The organism is Aquabacterium sp. G14 (assembly GCF_037482285.1).
Taxonomy (GTDB): Bacteria; Pseudomonadota; Gammaproteobacteria; order Burkholderiales; family Burkholderiaceae_C; genus Aquabacterium.
In genome coordinates, this window is sequence record NZ_JBBEYB010000002.1 from 103,097 (window position 1) to 123,236 (window position 20,140).

At 60.2% G+C, this 20,140-nt stretch carries 18 protein-coding genes and 2 tRNA genes; 2 read left to right on the top strand and 18 right to left on the bottom strand.

What is annotated here, in order from left to right:
* Window positions 1-157 precede the first annotated feature (157 nt).
* Window positions 158-2,449: a ribonuclease R gene (gene rnr / locus WIT60_RS02835; protein WP_445207633.1), complete on the bottom strand. Its 2,292-nt coding sequence runs from the start codon at window positions 2,447-2,449 to the stop codon at window positions 158-160.
* Window positions 2,450-2,569: 120 nt separating this feature from the next.
* Here rnr and WIT60_RS02840 point away from each other — a divergent pair.
* Both WIT60_RS02840 and WIT60_RS02845 read left to right on the top strand, forming a co-directional pair.
* Window positions 2,570-2,654, top strand: a tRNA-Leu gene (locus WIT60_RS02840).
* Between the two features lie 426 nt (window positions 2,655-3,080).
* Window positions 3,081-3,165, top strand: a tRNA-Leu gene (locus tag WIT60_RS02845).
* A gap of 180 nt (window positions 3,166-3,345) precedes the next feature.
* Here WIT60_RS02845 and WIT60_RS02850 read toward each other — a convergent pair.
* The 17 genes from WIT60_RS02850 to ndk all read right to left on the bottom strand — a co-directional run bounded on the left by WIT60_RS02850 (window position 3,346) and on the right by ndk (window position 20,046).
* Window positions 3,346-3,867 (bottom strand): phosphoribosyltransferase, encoded by a 522-nt coding sequence (locus WIT60_RS02850; RefSeq protein WP_339582442.1) that lies wholly within the window; start codon window positions 3,865-3,867, stop codon window positions 3,346-3,348.
* Between the two features lie 47 nt (window positions 3,868-3,914).
* Window positions 3,915-5,270, bottom strand: a complete 1,356-nt coding sequence (locus tag WIT60_RS02855) for an adenylosuccinate synthase (protein ID WP_339582443.1) — start codon at window positions 5,268-5,270, stop codon at window positions 3,915-3,917.
* A 38-nt stretch (window positions 5,271-5,308) separates the two neighbouring features.
* Window positions 5,309-6,502, bottom strand: coding sequence for an ATP phosphoribosyltransferase regulatory subunit (locus WIT60_RS02860; RefSeq protein WP_339582444.1), 1,194 nt, complete (start codon window positions 6,500-6,502; stop codon window positions 5,309-5,311).
* 90 nt (window positions 6,503-6,592) lie between these two features.
* Complete coding sequence (locus WIT60_RS02865; RefSeq protein WP_339582445.1) at window positions 6,593-6,787, bottom strand: DUF2065 domain-containing protein; 195 nt, start codon at window positions 6,785-6,787, stop codon at window positions 6,593-6,595.
* Window positions 6,788-6,799: 12 nt separating this feature from the next.
* A complete protein-coding gene (gene hflC, locus WIT60_RS02870; RefSeq protein ID WP_339582446.1) occupies window positions 6,800-7,681 on the bottom strand; it encodes a protease modulator HflC in 882 nt (293 codons plus the stop codon).
* Between the two features lie 32 nt (window positions 7,682-7,713).
* A complete protein-coding gene (gene hflK / locus WIT60_RS02875; RefSeq protein WP_339582735.1) occupies window positions 7,714-8,916 on the bottom strand; it encodes an FtsH protease activity modulator HflK in 1,203 nt (400 codons plus the stop codon).
* 140 nt (window positions 8,917-9,056) lie between these two features.
* Window positions 9,057-10,307 (bottom strand): GTPase HflX, encoded by a 1,251-nt coding sequence (hflX, locus tag WIT60_RS02880; RefSeq protein WP_339582447.1) that lies wholly within the window; start codon window positions 10,305-10,307, stop codon window positions 9,057-9,059.
* 57 nt (window positions 10,308-10,364) lie between these two features.
* Entirely contained in the window at window positions 10,365-10,604 is a 240-nt protein-coding gene (hfq, locus tag WIT60_RS02885; protein WP_339582448.1) for an RNA chaperone Hfq, read from the bottom strand.
* Window positions 10,605-10,706: 102 nt separating this feature from the next.
* Window positions 10,707-12,044: a ribosome biogenesis GTPase Der gene (gene der, locus WIT60_RS02890; RefSeq protein WP_339582449.1), complete on the bottom strand. Its 1,338-nt coding sequence runs from the start codon at window positions 12,042-12,044 to the stop codon at window positions 10,707-10,709.
* Window positions 12,045-12,065: 21 nt separating this feature from the next.
* Entirely contained in the window at window positions 12,066-13,223 is a 1,158-nt protein-coding gene (gene bamB, locus WIT60_RS02895) for an outer membrane protein assembly factor BamB (protein WP_339582450.1), read from the bottom strand.
* 22 nt (window positions 13,224-13,245) lie between these two features.
* A complete protein-coding gene (locus tag WIT60_RS02900) occupies window positions 13,246-13,932 on the bottom strand; it encodes a YfgM family protein (protein WP_339582451.1) in 687 nt (228 codons plus the stop codon).
* A 47-nt stretch (window positions 13,933-13,979) separates the two neighbouring features.
* Window positions 13,980-15,284: a histidine--tRNA ligase gene (hisS, locus tag WIT60_RS02905; RefSeq protein WP_339582452.1), complete on the bottom strand. Its 1,305-nt coding sequence runs from the start codon at window positions 15,282-15,284 to the stop codon at window positions 13,980-13,982.
* Window positions 15,285-15,317: 33 nt separating this feature from the next.
* Window positions 15,318-16,589 (bottom strand): flavodoxin-dependent (E)-4-hydroxy-3-methylbut-2-enyl-diphosphate synthase, encoded by a 1,272-nt coding sequence (gene ispG / locus WIT60_RS02910; RefSeq protein ID WP_339582453.1) that lies wholly within the window; start codon window positions 16,587-16,589, stop codon window positions 15,318-15,320.
* Window positions 16,586-17,545, bottom strand: a complete 960-nt coding sequence (locus WIT60_RS02915) for a helix-turn-helix domain-containing protein (protein WP_339582454.1) — start codon at window positions 17,543-17,545, stop codon at window positions 16,586-16,588. The genes ispG and WIT60_RS02915 overlap by 4 nt, the downstream gene beginning before the upstream one ends.
* 19 nt (window positions 17,546-17,564) lie before the next feature.
* Complete coding sequence (gene pilW / locus WIT60_RS02920; protein WP_339582455.1) at window positions 17,565-18,386, bottom strand: type IV pilus biogenesis/stability protein PilW; 822 nt, start codon at window positions 18,384-18,386, stop codon at window positions 17,565-17,567.
* Between the two features lie 61 nt (window positions 18,387-18,447).
* Window positions 18,448-19,590 carry a dual-specificity RNA methyltransferase RlmN gene (rlmN, locus tag WIT60_RS02925; protein ID WP_339582456.1) on the bottom strand — a complete coding sequence of 381 codons (1,143 nt, stop codon included), beginning with the start codon at window positions 19,588-19,590 and terminating at the stop codon, window positions 18,448-18,450.
* A gap of 30 nt (window positions 19,591-19,620) precedes the next feature.
* On the bottom strand, window positions 19,621-20,046 hold the full coding sequence (ndk, locus tag WIT60_RS02930; protein ID WP_339582457.1) for a nucleoside-diphosphate kinase: 426 nt from the start codon (window positions 20,044-20,046) through the stop codon (window positions 19,621-19,623).
* Between the last annotated feature and the right edge of the window lie 94 nt (window positions 20,047-20,140).

A 20,140-nucleotide genomic window follows, 5' to 3' on the forward strand; every position in this document is an offset into this window, starting at 1 on the left:
CAGAGGTTGGATCTGGAAATCGACAGCGATCGCCGCACACTCCACAGAGCATGCCGCAACACCTTGGATTGCCGATTTCGTGATTATCAAAATCTACCCGGGGATTCGGGCAAACTCTGGCATTCTAGCACGAAACCAGCCCACTCATCAAACCGCATCATCGCTTGCTTTTTGAGCGCTTTGCCGAGCCCCCTTTACCGGTGACCGTCGCAGCCACAGAGACACGCGTCCGACCTTTACCAGTTCTGGCTGCCTTGCTTGCCCGCCTCACCTCGTGGTCAGCCTGACGAACATCCGCCAAGGCATCTTGCGCCCCACCCGGCTCCACCCAATCCTTGTCGGGCACTCGGGCTCGCCTCTTCCCGGCACCGGAAGTCGGCTTCTCTTCGCCTGCCTCGCGCACCAGGCGGAAGTCGATCTTGCGGGTGTCCAAATCCACGCGACTGACCTGCACACGCACACGGGTACCGACGGCATAGCGTGCGCCACTCCGCTCGCCCCGCAACTCTTGGCGCGCTTCATCAAACCGGTAGTACTCGCCGCCAAGCTCGGTGATGTGGATGAGCCCCTCAACATACAAGCCGTCCAGTTGCACAAACAGACCGAAGTTGGTGACGGCACTCACTGTGCCCCCGTACTCCTCCCCCAACCGTTCCCGCATGAACATGCACTTGAGCCAAGCCTCGACATCACGCGAGGCTTCATCGGCGCGGCGCTCATTGGCACTGCAATGAATGCCGACTGTTTCCCACGCTGCCGCCTCCGCGGGTGGCAACTTGAGACGCGAAACGGCCTTGCTCGGTGCCGCTGGCAAGCCCTTCGCAGGGGCGCCCCGCTGCCCACCAGGCCTGCGCTTCACATTCCCAACGGAATGCTGCACAGGCGGCAACTTCAGGTCATACCGCCCCCGGCCTAGCAGGGCCTTGATGACGCGATGGACCAGCAAATCCGGGTAGCGACGAATCGGACTGGTGAAATGGGTGTACGCCTCATATGCCAAGCCGAAATGTCCGCTGTTGGTCGGCGTGTAGATTGCCTGTTGCATGGAGCGCAGGAGCATGGTGTGAATCTGCGTCGCATCCGGACGATCCTTCACCGCCTGCGCGATGGCCTGGTAGTCACCAGGCTGAGGCTCCTCCCCAAGAGACAAGCCCAGACCCAGCGCCTTCAGATAGTTCTTCAACAACTGACGCTTCTCTGGTGTGGGGCCCTCGTGTACCCGAAACAGCGACGGATGCTTCGCCCGAGTGATGAAGTCAGCGGAGCACACATTGGCGGCCAGCATGCATTCCTCAATGAGGCGGTGAGCCTCGGTGCGCACACGAGGCACAATCTTGGCGATGCGACCGTTCTCGTCGCAGACGATCTGGGTTTCGGTGGTGTCGAAATCCACAGCCCCGCGCCCCGAACGCGATTTCAGCAATGCGCGGTACACCTCGTGAAGGTGCAAGAGATGCGGCACCAAATCGGGTCGACGCAGCGCCTCAGGTCCACGGGTATTACCCAAGATGGTCGCCACCTCCGTATAGGTCAGGCGAGCATGCGAACGGATGACGGCTGGAAAAAACTGATATGCATGCACCTCGCCGTCGCAGGAGACCAGCATGTCGCACACCATGGACAGGCGCTCGACCTCAGGGTTCAGCGAGCACAAGCCATTGGAAAGCTTCTCCGGCAGCATGGGAATCACCCGACGGGGGAAATACACCGATGTTGCACGCTCATAGGCATCCAGATCCAGAGGCTCACCCGGCTTCACGTAGTGACTCACGTCCGCGATGGCCACGACCAAGCGCCAGGCGTTCGGCGCCTTCGAGCGACCAATCGTGGCCGGCTCACAGTAAACAGCATCGTCAAAATCGCGCGCGTCCTCGCCATCGATCGTGACGAGCGGCACGTCGGTGATGTCTATGCGCCCTTTCTTATCTGTTGCGCGCACTTTCTCCGGCAACTTGGCCGCTTGAGCCAAGGCTGCGTCACTGAAACGATGCGGCACCTCGTACTTGCGCACGGCGATCTCGATCTCCATACCGGGATCATCAATTCCCCCCAGCACCTCAACCACGCGCCCAACCGGCTTGGCCAGCAAGGACGGCGGCTCAGTCAACTCAACGGCCACAACCTGCCCGGGCTCCGCATTGCCAGTCGCCTTGGGTGCAATCAAGATGTCCTGGCCAAAACGTCGGTCTTCAGGCGCCACAAGCCAAGCCCCCCCCTCCTGCAATAGGCGCCCGATGATCGGCGTTTTGCGACGCTCGATGATCTCAAGCACCAACCCCTCCGGCCGCCCGCGCCGATCGAACCTCACGACACGCACCTTGACTCGATCACGGTGCATGACAGAGCGCATTTCCTGAGGCGGCAGGAAGACACTGGTGTCACCATCGTCAGCCTGAACAAAGCCATGGCCGTCTCGGTGACCTTGTACCGTGCCGATGATTTCACTCATCAGGCTCAAAATTTGTGGTGCAGATGTTGTCATGGGTCCTATTTTGATGCTAGAATTCAATTCTTCGCTGATGACGCACACAACAATTTAGATGTGGCGCTTGAAGTGTAAAAAGTACCTGCCCAGGTGGCGGAATTGGTAGACGCACTAGTTTCAGGTACTAGCGGGTAACTCCGTGGAGGTTCGAGTCCTCTCCTGGGCACCAATTGAAAAGCCGCTTGATCTCTGGTCAAGCGGCTTTTTCTTTGCTTGCGTGGAGCGCAAACATCAGCAAGTGGCGCATGGCAAATACGCACCGCAGCCAACTGATGCCGAAGCGAACGAAAACTCGCGGCATTCTGTAACAGCCCACCTCGAAGCCGAACCACAAGGGGTGAGATTGAACACCCCGAGGCAGCAGCACCCACAACGCTGACGAGGCGAAGTTCATGGGACAGGAGCAACATGCGATCCACAAGCACAGCGTACACCAAGTGCACTGCGCAATGCGTCGAGGCACCGTCGCACCCCGCTGTTGCACAAAGTCAACAGCACATCAGACCCCCTCAAAAGTAGACACAAGGCTCAAAAGAATGCTATATTTACGTTCTCGACACAGCGACGGCAACGAAGCTTAGTCAAATAAGTACCTGCCCAGGTGGCGGAATTGGTAGACGCACTAGTTTCAGGTACTAGCGGGTAACTCCGTGGAGGTTCGAGTCCTCTCCTGGGCACCAATTGAAAAGCCGCTTGATCTCTGATCAAGCGGCTTTTTCATTTTTGACCGGGCTTATGCCCATGCGGTAGCAAACGCTCCGCTCAAGGGGAACCGTTCTGCTCGCAGCACGCGAGAACGCAGACTGCCAACGAAACCAACAAAAAAGCAGCCCTTGGGCTGCTTTTTGACATTTGATTCCTCAAACTTTGTAGCGCTTGAGGAGTGCCTCTGGCCGCAACGTATCGTACTCCTCGAACGGTTGATGAATCCAGGGGCTGGTGGGCAATGACTCGACATGATAGTCGGGCGTGTACGAAGAAACACCCTTTACCCAGATGACCGCCGAGCGAAGCTCTGTGATGGCCGGCAACGAACGCAAACGGTCAACCACCGCGCGCAGCGTCACCCCGGAATCAGCCAAGTCATCAACCAAAAGCACTCGCCCTGCCAGTTCTCCCTTGGGCATCGTGATGTACTTGGCCATATCGAGTCGACCTTGCAACGTGCCACCATCGTCACGGTAGGAACTCGTGGACATGATGCCCAGTGGGCGATCGAAAATCCGCGAGATCATGTCGCCAGGTCGCAGACCACCTCGCGCCAGGCAGAGAATTTGGTCGAATTCCCAGCCCGATGCGTGGACCTTCAACGCCAGACGCTCGATCAGTTGATGGTATTCCTCCCAGGAAACATACAGGTGTTTTCCGTCGTCGGTGAGCATGTGGATTCCTTTGGCGGATAGCGCAATGAGACTTGGCGAAGCGGGGCTCAGCCCTTGTAAGGGTGACGCAGCAAGATGGTGTGGTCGCGGTCAGGACCGGTCGAAACCATGTCGATGGGCGCACCGATGAAAGCCTCAACACGCTGCAGGTAAGCGCGCGCATTGGCAGGCAGCTTGTCCCATTCCGTGATACCGAAAGTGGTGCCCTCCCAGCCGGGGAAGCTCTCGTAGATCGGCTCGCAGGCGACGATGTCATCGGCGTCCAGCGGCAAAATGTCGACACGCTCGCCACGCAGCATGTATCCAGTGCACACCTTGATTTCTTCCAATCCGTCGAGCACGTCGAGCTTGGTCAGACAGATGCCGGTGATGCCGTTGATCAACACAGAGCGCTTCAGGGCGGCGGCATCCAGCCAGCCACAACGACGGGCGCGACCAGTCACCGTGCCGCGCTCCTGCCCCACTGTGGCCAGGTGGCAACCGACCGTGCCCGGTGTTTCCCAATCCAATTCGGTCGGGAACGGGCCACTGCCGACACGGGTGGTGTAAGCCTTGGTGATGCCCAGAATGTAATGGAGCTTGTCAGGTCCAACACCGGAGCCAGCCGCGGCATTACCAGCCACGCAGTTGCTCGATGTCACATATGGATAAGTACCGTGGTCCACGTCGAGCAGAGTGCCTTGCGCGCCTTCAAACAAGACGCTGCCGCCCTCCACGGTATGAGCATGGATGCGGACCCCCACATCGGACAGCATCGGCAGAATCTGCTCAGCGGCCTTCATGGCCTCGTCAAAAATGGGCTGGAAAGCCAACTCTTCCGACTTCAGGAAGCCCTTGAGCGCGAAATTGTGCAGTTCAAGCAACTCCTTGAGCTTGGTCGCAAAACGCTCGGGGTGCTTGAGATCTTGCAGGCGCAACGCGCGACGTGCCACCTTGTCTTCATAAGCCGGACCAATGCCCTTGCCTGTGGTGCCAATCTTGCCGCCACCGCTCGTTTCACGCAGGGCCTCCCGAGCTTTGTCAACGGCGACGTGGAACGGCAGGATCATTGGGCATGACTCGCTGATGAACAGGCGCGAGCGCACATTCAAGCCAGCAGCTTCCAGGCGCGCGATCTCAGAGAGAAGGTGTGTGGGATCGACCACCACGCCGTTGCCGATGTAGCACGCAACGCCGTCGCGCATGATGCCCGATGGAATGAGTTGCAGGGCGGTCTTTTTGCCGTTGATCACCAGGGTATGGCCTGCGTTGTGACCGCCCTGGAAGCGGACCACAGCGGCAGCGTGATCCGTCAACCAGTCGACGACTTTGCCTTTGCCCTCGTCACCCCATTGGGTGCCGACGACGACAACGTTGCGGGCAGATGCGTTGCCGGGGCGACCCGACGCGGAAGTGCTTTGCATGGCGGAATCCTGTTTCGCAAAAGTGATGTCGGCCGCGCTCAGAGCGCGCGCACCGACCAGCGTCCATCAACGAGCGCGAGTTCGCGATCGCATTCAAATTCCTGGACGTCGTGTTCATGTCCGGGCAGCACGCACACCACGGTGTGCCCCTGCCCTCTGAGTTCGCGGATGGCCTGCCGCAAAGTCGGGTCACTGGCCCAAGGGGCACGAACCGCCGTGTGAGCGGCTTGCCCTTGGCGGTCGGCCAAAAGATCAGCCAGAATCCTGAGATCGAGACTGAATCCGGCGGCGGGACGGCGGCGACCGAACACGGCACCGACCTCGTCATAACGGCCACCACGAACCAAGGCATTGGCGTGACCAGCCCCATACACAGCAAAACGAATGCCGCTGTAATAGGCATAGCCACTGAAGTCAGACAGATCGAAACCGATCTCTACGCCTGGCTGTGATGTCTGAAGGTGATCTGCCAACCATGCCAGATCGTCCAGCGCCTGCGCCACCAACGGGTGGTCAGGGAGGACTTCGCGCGCACGCGCAAGGACGTCTTTACCGCCAAACAGCGTCGTGAGGCTCACGAGCACCTTGGCAGCCTCTGGAGCTTCGCGCAAAGCGCCTTGCCCAGCGAGGTCGCGCAAGGTGGCCACGTCTTTGTTCGTCAAAGCATCGACCATAGCCTCATGCAAAGCCGCGTCGAGCACAGTGACACCGAGTCCTGCCAAAACACCTTGAATCAAGCGGACGTCGGCAAAGTCGACAACCAAGCCATGCAGGCCCGAGACACTCAAGCCCTCGAGCGCCAATTCGGCTGCTTCCAGATCGGCTTCCAAGCCAGCGTGACCGTAAATTTCGGCGCCCAACTGCAACTGCTCGCGTGTCGCGTGAGGACCTTCAGGGCGAGTGTGCAACACCGGGCCACAGTAGCAGAGACGGGTGACGCCATCTCGGTTGAGCAAGTGAGCATCAATGCGAGCCACCTGCGGCGTGGTATCCGCACGGAGACCCAGCGTGCGGCCACTGAGTTGGTCCACGAGCTTGAAGGTCTTGAGCCCCAGTGCGTGCCCCGTTCCGGACAACAGAGACTCCAAGTGCTCCAGCATGGGCGGCATCACGAGTTCATACCCGTAGCAGCGAGCCGCATCGAGCCAGACCCGACGCAACTCTTCCACGCGACGCGCCTGCGCAGGCAAGACGTCAGCGATGTGCTCTGGCAACAGCCAAGCAGACGACATAAGAAAACGTGTGGGGGGTTAAAAACGAGATTCTACCGGTGTCTGATGAAACTTGGACAGCCCCAGTTCATCATCTCCGTGGAGAGCTGCTCAGCTCAACGCCTGCAGCCCCCACAAAAGCACCAGTCCCAAGACCATGCTCATCAGCCCAATTTGGCGAATCTGATGGTCATTGAGTTGAAGCAGTTGGGTGAACATGCGCCGCCACCCCTCGGGATGAATGGCGGGCAACACGCCCTCGAATACAAGCACCAGGGCCAGTGCGATCCATAGCGCATCCTGCATCGAGAGAGTCCGTCAGCGTGCGGCGCCCGTACCGTTGCCACGCATGTTCTTGAAGAACTCGTTGCTCTGATCGACCACCATCACGTCCGATTTGCTGCGGAAGCTGGCGCGATAGGCCTCCAGACTGCGATAGAACTGAGCGAACTGGGGGTCCTTGCCAAAGGCATCGGCATACAGTGCTGAGGCCTTGGCATCGCCCTCGCCCTTGATTTTCTGCGCGTCACGATAGGCTTCCGCCACGATGATTTCACGCTGACGATCGGCATCGGCTCGGATCTTCTCTCCCTCGGCACCACCCGTGGATCGGAGTTCGTTGGCCACGCGCTTGCGCTCAGACTCCATGCGGCGGTAGACCGACTCGGTGATGTTGGCCACAAAATCCACACGCTTGATGCGCACGTCCACGATCTCGATGCCGAAAGACTTGGCGTCGTCGGCCAAACGACGGATCACGCCTTGCATCACTTTCTCACGCTCGGCAGACAGCATGGCACCCACCGTGCGTTTGGTCACCTCTTCGTTGAGCGCAGCCTGAACAATGGGAGCCAGGCGGTTTTCGGCATTGCGAATGTCAGCACCATTGTTGCGGATGAACTGACGGGGCTCGGTGATGCGCCACTTGACCAGCCAATCGATCACGAGGCTCTTTTTCTCGGCTGTGAAGATGGGGCGGGACTCAGGACTGTCGAGTGTCTGGATGCGGCGATCCAGAAACACCACGTTTTGCAGGGGCGCTGGCATCTTGGCTTTCAAGCCTGGCTCACTGATGACCTCCTTGATTTCACCAAGCGCATAGACCACAGCGAACTGCCTCTGATCGACCACAAACAGGGTGGATGCTGCGAGGATGAGGGCCAGCAAAGCGCCGACCAGGATGGTTCCAATACGGTTCATGTCTGATTCCTTGCCTGTCTGGTGGTGTGCACTCAGCGCACTTCGCGATCGCGGCTGCGCAGTCCATCGCGAGAACGGGCATCGGTGGATGCGGCGGCAGGGTTAGGGGCAACAACAGGCTCGGATGCAGCCGCGGCAGGCGCTGGTGCAGCCCCATTCGCGCCAGACATCTGCATGATCTTGTCAAGCGGCAGGTACAACAAATTAGAGCCCTGGCGGCTGTCCACCATCACCTTGGTGACGTTGCTGTAAACCTGAGCCATGGTATCCGTGTAGAGACGGTCACGGGTCACGCCTGGCGCCTTCTTGTACTCAGCGAGCACCGACTTGAAGCGCTCGGCATCACCCTCGGCCTGCGCCACCACGCGTGCCGCGTAACCCGCGGCCTCTTCACGCAAGCGCGCCGCCGTACCCTGCGCCTTGGGAATCACGTCGTTGGCATAAGCTTGCCCTTCGTTCTTCAAGCGCTCGCGGTCAGCCCCCGCCTTGAAGGCGTCGTCAAATGCAGCCTGCACCTGCTCGGGTGCCTGCACGCTTTGCACGTTGACATTGACGACTGTGACGCCCGCCTTGAGCTTGTTGAGCTGGCCCTGAATGGATTTGACCAATTCGGCCGCAATGGCATCACGCTGCTCGTAAAGCACCGAGTCCATGGTGCTGTTCCCAACGATCTCGCGCACCGCGGATTCAGCCGCCTGCTGAACGGCCTCATCAGAGCTGCGGTTCTCGAACAGATAGTCGCGGGCATCCGACAGACGGTATTGGACCGTAAAGCGGATGTCAACAATGTTCTCATCACGCGTCAGCATGGACGAATCCCGCAGTGCAGTGGCCTGAAGGACCGTGTTGCTGCCGACGTCGATAGAGCGCAATTGAGTGAGATTGACGATTTCGTGCGACTGGAAGGGATACGGTGCACGCCACTGAAACCCTGCGTCTGCCGTATGGCTGAAGCGGCCGAAGGACATCACGACCGCCTGCTGGCCTTCCTGAACAATGAAGAAGCCGCTTCCGGCCCACACCAATCCGATCAAGCCGACGATGAGGCCCGCACCAATCCCTGCCCCCTTGGGGTCAGGGGTGAAGCCACCACCCTTGCCGCCGTTGCCCTCACCCTTGTTACCGGTGAAGACGCCGCTGAGTTTGCGGTTGAAATCGCGCCAAAGTTCGTCGAGATCAGGCGGGCCATCCTGCCGACCGTTGAAGCTGGCTTGTGCCCCCGCAACACCAGGCATAGCCTGTTTGACAGCACGCGTGGTCAACCAGGTCACGCGTCGCCCAACCCCCACCAGCAGACTGGCTGCCAGGGACACAGCATTCATCACCCAGTGACGGTGTGGGGCGGGGCGTCGGCCCTCATCCAGAGATGGCATGTTCATGATCGGTCAGTAGGAAATTCGGGGGGTGTCGGATCAGACACCGGCTCATGGGTTGCATTGTGCATGTCGAAACGGGGGTCGCGTTGGGCCAATGCCTCAAGCCCCCCCTCCAAACCATGTAATGCGGCGTCAGCAAGCACCTCGCGCAACACATCGAGCCCATCGCCCTTGAGTGCGCTGACAAACACGCGATGACAACGGCGCCCGGAGGGCAGTTCGTAAATATCGCGCTGGTGCAATGGCTGCTGGTGCTCGGGCAAGCAATCACACTTGTTGAACACCAAGACTTGGGGCAACTGTCCGGCCCCGATGCTGTCCAGCACACGCAGCACCTCGTCGATCTGCTCCAGCAACACAGGACTCGCTGCATCGACCACATGCAACAGCACGTCGGCCTCTGCGGCCTCCTGCAATGTGGCCTCAAAAGATTCGACCAGGGTGTGAGGCAGATCACGGATGAAACCCACCGTGTCGGACAGGGTGACGCTACGCTGGGCCTGCGCCAGGAACATCTGCCGCGTGGTCGTGTCGAGCGTGGCAAACAACTGGTTTGCCGCATAGGTACCGGCCTTGGTCAGCGCGTTGAACAACGTGGACTTGCCGGCGTTGGTATAGCCGACCAGCGAGACACGAAAGGTCCCCGTGCGCTCGCGTGAGCGCTGCTGAGTGTTGCGCTGACGCTTGACCTTCGCCAGTTGCAGCTTGAGCGACTTGATCTTCTGATCGATCATCCGTCGATCCAGTTCGATCTGCGTCTCACCAGGGCCACCGCGGTGCCCCACACCGCCACGCTGACGCTCCAGGTGGGACCAGCGACGCACCAACCGGGTAGAGAGGTACTTCAAACGGGCAAGCTCGACCTGCAACTTGCCCTCATGACTGCGCGCGCGCGCGCCAAATATTTCGAGGATCAGGCCGGTGCGATCGAGCACCTCAACGCCCAGATGCCGCTCGAGATTGCGCTGCTGAGCCGGCGACAAGGCTTGGTCGAAGAGAACACCGTGCGCTTGGTACAGTTGCACGAGTTCCTTGATTTCATCGGCCTTCCCGGAGCCCACGAACAAGGCTGCATCCGGTGCGCGACGCTTGGTCGTGACCTTCGCAACGGGTTGATCGCCTGCAGACTCAGCCAACAAGGCCAGTTCATCCAGAGTCGGATCGAAAGATGAGCCGGGGCCGAAATCGACCCCCACCACCACAACCCGTGGGTCATTGGACGGGCTCGGCGCAGACGAAGAAGATGTCAAGGCGTCAGAACAGGGCTAAGCTGGTTAAAAGGAAGCAAGAACCGCAAGGTGCGCAGTTCAGACCTCGGGTGTGTCACCTGTGTGGAAGTTGACAGCACGACCTGGCACAACCGTGGAAATGGCGTGCTTGTAGACCATCTGGGTCACGGTGTTGCGCAGCAAGACCACGTACTGATCGAAAGACTCGATGTGACCTTGCAGCTTGATGCCGTTGACCAGATAAATCGACACTGGCACGTGCTCACGACGCAGCAGGTTCAGGAAGGGGTCTTGCAGAAGTTGGCCTTTGTTGCTCACGATATGCTCCGTGTTGAAAAACTGTTGAGGGTCAGACCTTAACACAGTCCCCCCGATCCCATGGATTGACGGGTTGTGCGGTCTGACGCAGGGTGATGCGCCTCACTCCCCAATGAAGGGATTCGCGGACGACTTCATTTCAATGCGCAGTGGGGTGCCGGTGAGCTTGAAATGCTCGCGGAACCGACTCTCCAGGAACCGCTTGTAGGCATCCGTCACGTGTTCCAGCGAGTTGCCGTGGATCACGATGACCGGCGGATTCTGTCCACCTTGATGCGCATATCGCAACTTCGGACGGAAGGCCCCGGCCTTCTTGGGCTGTTGGAATTGCACAGCCTCTTGCAGCAGACGCGTGAGCACCGGCGTAGGCATCTTGCAGGTGGCAGATCGCCAAGCTGCCGCAATCGACTTCCACAAGGGACCCAGACCTTGCCGCTTGATGGCCGAGATGTGCAGCACAGGTGCAAACTTCAGGAACGACAAACGGTGCTCAATGGACCGCATGAGCAACTCACGCTGGTAGCTGTCGACGGCATCCCATTTATTGACAGCAATGACCACAGCACGCCCCGCTTCCAGCACGAAGCCGGCAATGTGCGCGTCCTGCTCGGTAACGCCCTGTGTGGCATCGATCAGCAGCAGCACCACATTGGCATCAGAGATGGCCTGCAAAGTCTTGACCACCGAGAACTTCTCGATGGCCTCAAACACCTTGCCCTTGCGGCGTAGCCCTGCCGTGTCGATCAATTCGAAACGCTGCCCGTCACGCTCAAAAGGAACACTGATGGCGTCACGGGTGGTACCCGGCATGTCGAAGGCCACCAAACGCTCCTCACCCAACCACGTGTTGATCAGGGTGGACTTGCCGACATTGGGGCGCCCGGCCACAGCCAAACGGATGGGACGCTCGGGATCGTCGTAAGCGTCGTCGTCCTCATCCTCTTCTTCGATGAAGTCGGCCAGCGCAATGTCCAACAAGCTGCGTATACCCTGGCCGTGCGCCGAAGAAATGGGAATGGGTTCACCCATGCCAAGCTCGAAAAACTCGGCAAGCTGCACCCCCTCCTTCATGCCTTCGGCCTTGTTGGCCGCCAGCAGCACCTTTTTGTTGGTGGTACGCAAGTAGCGAGCGATGTCGTGATCCTGGGCCGACAAACCGTTACGGGCATCGACCACGAAGATGACAGCATCGGCCTCGGCCACAGCCTGCCGAGTCTGCTTGGCCATCTCTTTGAAGATGCCCGCGGTGCAGTCCGGCTCAAAGCCACCGGTGTCGATGGCGATGAACTCATGCGAGCCCATCCGCCCCTCACCATAGTGACGGTCACGGGTCAGGCCTGCGAAGTCGGCCACGATGGCATCGCGGCTCTTGGTCAGGCGATTGAACAACGTCGACTTGCCGACGTTGGGTCGTCCGACCAGCGCAATGACAGGTTTCATGAAATCTCAGTCTGCAAAAAATCAGTTGGCACGCAAGGCATACAAGGTGCCTTTACGTGTAGAAACATACAGTGTCTGGTTGGCAACCAGAGGCGCCGCAGCAGCAGCGCTGTCGAGTTCGACCCGAGCCACGGTCCGACCATCGGTCGCCGAGAGCAAATGCAGGTAGCCTTGAGCATCCACGACGGCAACACGTTCGCCGAGGATCGCAGGCGCGCTCAGACCACGGTGGGTGAACCGGTCAACGCGCCACATGACATCGCCATTCTCGGCTTTCCAGGCCGTCAAGCGATCGGCGCTGTCTGCGCCCACCACCAAGCGGTCATTGGCCGCCACGCCTTGGGTACCAGCTTGCGGACGGCTCCACCGCAGGCTGCCACGATTCAACTCCAGGCAAGCCACGGACAGTTGGAAAGCTCGAACGCAGACTTCGTCATCTGCGCGCGCCAATGGCCCGATCAGGTCAGCCAAGCGCTCTACTTCGTTGGTGCCACGCGGCGTGCCGACGTTCACATCAAAACGCACACTGCCCTTGACAGGGTCCAACCCGACCAAACGAGCGCCCTGCCCCACCAGCAAGGTGTCACGGAAGGCTGCCAACACGCCTGACGTGGCGAGCGCAAGAGGCTCTCCGCCAGGACGCTGGTATTGCCACAACCAACGGCCATCCAGCACATCGTAGCCACGCACGCTGCGGTCCACGGCCTGAACAAACACACGCTCTCCCGCCACCAAAGGCGCGGTGACAACGCGGCCCGGCAGACGCGCGGTCCAGACCCACTTGCCCTGATCAAACACCTGAAGTTCGTTGTTGTCCGTCACCACAGCGGCATGGCGCCCATCACTGCCCACAGCCGCCGACAGATCATTCTTGGCCTGGGCACGCCATTTCACTGTTCCGGTCGCAGCGTCGAGTGCCACAACCTCACCATCCGTGCTGGCTGTGGTGATGACACCTTGGTTGGCAGACAGCGTCAATGCACTGCTGACCGCCCCCAGTCGCTGAGACCAGACGGTGGCCACGGTGACTTCGGACTTCAACGATTCCAGCGGGGCTGGGGAAGGCTTGCTGGAGCCGCAGGCCGTCAAAGTAGCGACAGCCAGCACGCTCAGCGTCGCAGCGAGCAGACGGGTCGAGCGCTGAGACCAGGTCAACGATGTGGAGAGAGGAAAAGTCATGAGGTCACTCTCGAATCAAGGGTCACGGGGCCGATGCGGCGACTGAGGACGCAGCCTCGGCAGCCACCGCAACAGGGGCTTGCCCCAAAGCGGTCAACTTGCCTTCGATGAAGCGACGGTACTCCACTTCTGGCGGCATGGCATCCCAGGCAGCACGATAGGCCTTGATGGCCTCGTCCTTCTTGCCTTGCGCGACCAGAATGTCGCCTCGGCGATCGTCCACAAGAGGAGCGAACTCGGCGGGCACACTGGCAGACAGGGTCTTCAACGCCTCATCGTGCGCCTGCGCATCCATTTGCACGCCAGCCAAGCGCAGTCGGGCAATGGCGACCAGGTCAGGGTTCTTGCCCTGATCTACGGCCCACTGCAAAGCAGACTTGGCATCATCGGTTTTTTGCTGCTCCAAAGCCACCTTGGCCGCCAACAGCGCACCTTGCGCAGCGAATGTCGTGCCCGCATAGTCTTTCTTGAGATCGGCAAACGCCTGGGCCGCTTTGTCAGACTGTCCCCCGCTCACGGCCCGATCCATCTCTTCATACAGCCCCGCAGCAGCCAGACCACGCTTTTGCTGCCAGTACTGATACCCCGTCCAGGCGGCATAAGCGCCCAGGACAAGCACCAGCACCCAAGTGATCAGGTTGCCGTACTGTTTCCAGAAGTGCTTGAACTGATCCAACTGTTCCTGTTGTTCGTTGTCGTAGGTCGCCATGTCTGCCGCAAAAAAGATGTAAGAGGTTGATCCGCCGATTATGACGGTCAGGAAGCCTGTGGCTGCGCCAGGAGTCGGTGGGCCCACCCGGCAGCTTCAGCCAGTTGAAGCGAGGTCTGTTCGCCGCCATCACGCAAGGGCTTTACGGCGACCAAGCCCTGAGCCACCTCGTCCGGCCCGAACACCAGGGCAAACCGTGCGCCGCTGGCGTCAGCCTTCTTGAACTGTGACTTGGGGCTGGCTGGGCCGTCCTTGCCAGCGGGATGCAGTTGTACGCAAACACCTTGTGCACGCAAGACTTCAAGCGTCGCCAACACGACAGGCATGGGCGTGCCTGCAAAGACCATGGCGTAGGCATCGGGCGCTGTAGACGGCGCCTCGACACCGATCTCCTGCAAGAGCAGGAGCAGACGCTCCATGCCCAAGCCCCAGCCCACTGCGGGAGCAGGCTTGCCACCCAACTGTTCGATCAGCCCGTCGTAACGACCACCACCACACACGGTCCCTTGGGCACCCAATTTGTCGGTCACCCACTCAAAAACCGTCAGGTTGTAGTAATCCATGCCCCGCACCAGGCGGGTGTTGACCTGATAAGGAATGCCCGCAGCCTCCAGCGCAAACTTGACTGCGCCAAAATGAGCCAGAGATGCCTCACCCAGGAAGTCGATCAGCTTGGGCGCCGCTTCGACCAGGGCCTGCATGGCCGGATTCTTGGTATCGAGAATGCGCAACGGATTGCTGTGCAGGCGTCGACGCGCTTCCTCGTCCAATTGGTCGATGTTTTCTTCCAAGTAGGTGATGAGTGCAGCACGGTGAGCCTTGCGTTCCTCAGGCTGGCCCAAGCTGTTGATCTGCAAACTCACGTCCTGACCGATGCTCAAACCCAGATCGCGCCACAGCGCAGCGGTCATGAGGATCAGTTCCGCATCGACATCAGGGCCGGCAAAGCCCAGCACCTCGGCGCCAACCTGATGAAACTGACGATAACGCCCTTTCTGCGGACGCTCGTGACGGAACATGGGCCCGATGTAGTACAGGCGCTTGCCACCTTCGTACAGAAAATTATGCTCGTTGATGGCACGCACCGAACCGGCCGTACCCTCGGGACGAAGCGTGAGCTTGTCGCCGTTGAGGCTGTCTTCGAAGGAGTACATCTCCTTTTCGACAATGTCAGTGACTTCGCCCAGGCCGCGCACAAACAAGGCGGTGGGCTCGACGATGGGCGTGCGCATGTTCTGATAGCCGTAGCGGCGCATCAGTTGTCGCACCTTGTCTTCGAGCCATTCCCAGCGCGCCGATTCCGGCGGCAGGATGTCGTTCATGCCTTTGATGGCGGTCAGCTTTTCTGCCATGAGAGCGTCAGTTTCTTGTTTTCTTGAAAAAGATCAGGCCTGAACGGCCCCGCCAAAACGGCGATCGATGTAGGTCTGGACGAGTTGCTGGAACTCTTCGGCAATGCGTTCGCCGCGCAAAGTGAGAGCCTTCTCGCCGTCGATGAAGACCGGGGCGGCCGGCGCTTCGCCGGTGCCAGGCAGGCTGATGCCGATGTCGGCGTGCTTGCTCTCCCCAGGACCGTTGACGATGCACCCCATCACGGCCACCTTGAGGTTCTCCACGCCAGGGTACTGGCTGCGCCAGACAGGCATCTGTGCGCGCAGGAAATCGTCAATCTGCTTGGCCAGCTCCTGGAAGGTGGTGCTGGTGGTGCGACCGCAACCGGGACAAGCCGTGACACTGGGGACAAAAGTGCGCAAACCCAAGGCCTGCAGGATCTCCAAAGCCACCACGACTTCCTGCGTGCGAGCTTCACCAGGTTGCGGCGTGAGCGAAACCCGAATGGTGTCGCCAATGCCTTCCTGAAGCAAGATGGACAGCGCCGCTGCAGATGCGACGGTGCCCTTGGTGCCCATGCCGGCTTCGGTCAAACCCAGGTGCAAGGGGTAGTCGCAACGGGCAGCCAGACCTCGGTACACACTGATGAGATCTTGCACACCGCTGACTTTGCATGACAGGATGATCTGCTCTGGGCGCATGCCCAACTGCCGAGCGTCATGCGCTGACTGCAAGGCGGAGCTGATGAGCGCCTGGTACATGACCTGCTGCGCGTCCCAAGGCTGCGCACTGCGCGCATTCTCGTCCATCATCGCGGCCAGCAGTTCTTGGTCCAGACTGCCCCAGTTGACCCCAATGCGCACAGGCTTGTCGTGGCGCAAAGCCACCTCGATCATCTGAGCAAACTGCTTGTCACCCTTTTCGCCTTTACCCACGTTGCCAGGGTTGATGCGGTACTTGGAAAGGGCCTCAGCACAAGCAGGCACCTCAGTGAGCAGGCGATGGCCGTTGTAATGGAAGTCACCGACCAGGGGAACGTCAATGCCCATCCGGTCGAGTTGATCACGGATGTGCGGCACGGCCTCGGCGGCCTCCAGGGTGTTGACCGTGATGCGGACCATTTCAGACCCGGCAAGTGCCAACTCCTTGACCTGGATGGCGGTGCCAATGACGTCGACGGTATCGGTGTTGGTCATCGACTGCACGCGCACTGGCGCGTCCCCACCGATGGTGACCACACGAGAGCCCCATGTCACCCTGGCCTGCCGGGAGCGCCGGGCAGCAGGTCGCGAAACGTCAATGAAGGAGAAGTTTTCGAGAGTCATTTCAGCTCGAGACGTGCGGTATTGTTGCGTGAGATGTCCGTCAGCGGTACGGCTTGTCCGTTGAAACTCACTTGCACGGCGCTGGCATTGCCGATCCGAACCCTGAACGGCGGTTGCCCTTGCAAGGAAACAACCTCACCAGCGCGAGCAATGCGCGAAAACAGCTTGGCACCTGTCCCGTCCTGCACGTCAATCCAAGAACTGTCGGTGAGCACCATGCGAACGGGATCCTGAGCCATAGCAGCCATGGGAACAGGCGCCGCTGCAGCGCCAGATGCCGGGGTGTTGATGGCCGTTGCGCTGGATGGCTGAGCCGATACCGGATCAGCCTGACTGGCCGCGCTCGCTACACTGGCGGCGCTGCTCGCAGGAGCAGGCAGGGGCCCAGCGGACTCCAGCGCGTCCTCTGCGGAGACTTCGATGGACGAGGGCATGGAAGCGGTATCGCCAACAGCCTCTTGCGCCAAGCCGTCTGGGCCCGCAGCACCTGACCCGACCGACCAAGATGGCCACTCCACCGAGTCAGGCAGCGCGTAAATGATGGCTGCCGCCCCTAGCAAAGCGAGCGGAGCCAACCAACGTGGCGCCAACAGGGCCTTCAACGAAACACCCAGATGCCAACGCTGGCCGCGATCAAAGAGCGGAGGCACACTGCTGTGGTCTCGAAAAGGCGCGTTGATCTGCGACTTCTCCTGACCCAAGGTGTGCAAACGGGCCGCCGGCAGATCGGCCAAGACGGGTGTGGCATCGATGTGCAGCGCACGACAGACTGTCATCGCGAGGGCACGCGTGAAGTTGCTATCGCCCAGGCTCTCGTACCGTCCGCGCTCCAGGGCATCCAGCTTGTGAACCGGCACCTTGATCTGGCTGGAAAGCTGCTCCAATGTCAGGCCCTGCGCGGCACGCGCACGTCGCAACACATCTCCGGCTTGTGCGCCGCCCTCGTCAGGTGTCACGAGAAGGCGGGATGTGCCATCAGTCATCAAATCGTCCCAACTCGAGAAGGTTGGTCTCACGGGAAGCCGGGAAACGGCTGCGCAGGCGAGAACCAAAGTCGCGCACGCCCTCACGATTACCCATGCGGTGCTCAACGCGTGTGGCCAGCCACAGCGACTCCGCAGTGATTTGCTCGTCGCGGCTGTTCACGCGTGCAATGTAGAAACGTGCGCGCTCCAGCTCACCTCGGCGCAACAAAACGGACGCCAGGTTGAAAGCAGTCGCGGGATTGGTCGGGTCCATTTCGTAAGAACGCGCCAGCGTGACCTGCGCTTCGGGATAGAGGCCCGCCCGCATCTGGCAAACCCCTCGGGCGAGCAAAGTCTTGCTGGTTGCCACGGTTTGAGGCAACTTGGACGCGCGCTCAAACATGGCGTCGGCCGCCGGATACAAACCCTTGCGACACAAATACCAACCGTAGTTGTGCAAAACGCTGCCATTGTTGGGTTCGCGATCGACCGCGAGACGGTAGTTCGCCTCGGCCCGTGCTGCGTCGCCCATGGCATCGTAAATCAGTGCCCGCATCTCGTGGGTGTCAGGCAAGCTGGGATCGATGGCCTCCGCCTGCTTCAACTCATCGAGTGCCGTGGTGAACTGGCCTTGGCTGAAGTAAGTTGACGCCAACTCCATGCGAATGCGCGCACGCTTGCGCACTTCGCTTTCGTCGGAGGCTGTGGCGATATCCCCCTGACTGCCTGCTGTCGCCGTCGGCATCGTAGCGCCACAGCCAGCCAGATTCAGAGTGCCTACCAGCAGGCCAGCCATCCAGAAACCAGTCAGCACCGAGCGGAACGTCCTCATGCGGCAATCTCCATGTCAAAAATGCCAGTGTAGTGCGGTGCCAGACGCGGCTGACCCACACTCAACGCGCAGAAGGGTTGCGCTCACCCGGCTTGGGCATCGCCACCTTCACAGCCACAGGTTGACGCAGCATCCGCTGCGCCGCACGGGTACGGTCTTGGACCTCCCCCGCCAACTGGCCACAGGCGGCATCGATGTCGTCGCCCCGGGTCTTGCGCACCGTGGTCACGATGCCGGCATCGGCCAGGATGCGCGCAAAGGCCTGGACGCGCTCATTGTTCGAGCGATGCAGCCCCGATGCCGGGAAGGGATTGAAGGGAATCAGGTTGAACTTGCAGTTGATGCGCCCCTTGACCAGGGCAATCAACTGACGGGCATGCTCGTCGGTGTCGTTGACGCCGTCGAGCATGCAGTATTCGAAAGTGATGAAATCGCGCGGCGCGGCGGTCAGGTAGTTCTGACAGGCCGTGAGCAGTTCATCGATGGGATACTTGCGGTTGAGCGGCACCAACTCGTCGCGCAGCGGGTCGTTGGGCGCGTGCAGCGACACCGCCAGGGCCACCGGACAATCTTTCTGGAGGCGCTCGATCATGGGCACCACGCCCGAGGTCGACACCGTGACGCGGCGACGCGACAGACCATAACCATGGTCGTCCAGCATGATCTTCAGAGCCGGCACCAGCGCGCTGTAGTTTTGCAGCGGCTCGCCCATGCCCATCATCACCACGTTGCTGATGACGCGCTCGGTGGTGCCCAGGCGCTTACGCAGCGCGTGCTCGGCATGCCAGAGCTGGGCAATGATTTCGCCGGTGGTGAGGTTGCGGCTGAAGCCTTGGTGGCCGGTCGAGCAAAAACGGCATCCCACGGCACAACCGGCCTGCGAGGACACGCACAGCGTGCCGCGATCGGATTCGGGGATGTAGACGCTCTCGACAGCATTGCCCGCGCCAACGTCGAACAGCCACTTGATGGTGCCGTCGGACGAGACGTGTTCACTGATCACAGGCAGGTCTTGCAGGGTGGCCACACCCTTGAGCTTGCTGCGCAGTGATTTGGCGAGATCCGACATCTGATCGAAATCGGTCGCACCTTTTTGATGAATCCAGCGAAACAGCTGGGTGGCGCGGAAGCGCTTTTCACCCAGTTGTTCGCAGAACGCGGTCAACCCATCCAGGTCGAAATCCAGCAGGTTGACGGCGCTCATACTTCTTCAACTCTCAGCGAGGTCGGCAGCTCAGCGGCTGTAGACGTTCAGAGCGGGGAAGAAGAAAGCGATCTCGACGGCAGCCGTTTCAGGAGCGTCGGAACCGTGGACGGCGTTGGCGTCGATGCTGTCAGCGAAGTCAGCGCGAATGGTGCCCTTTTCGGCCTTCTTCGGGTCGGTGGCGCCCATCAGGTCGCGGTTCTTCAGGATGGCGCCTTCGCCTTCGAGCACTTGCACGAACACGGGGCCGGAGATCATGAAGTCAACCAGGTCCTTGAAGAAAGGACGGGCAGCGTGCACAGCGTAGAACTGCTCGGCTTCAGCGCGCGACAGTTGCACCAGCTTGGCAGCGGCGACCTTCAGGCCAGCGCCTTCGAAGCGGCTGATGATTTGGCCGATGACGTTCTTGGCAACGGCGTCGGGCTTGATGATCGAGAGGGTACGTTCGATAGCCATGTGATTCTCCTGGTTCAGTGAGCTTGACAAAACCGCACATTCTACTGTGCGGACATGACCAAGCCTTGTCTGTGAAAGATGTTTTCCTGTTCCC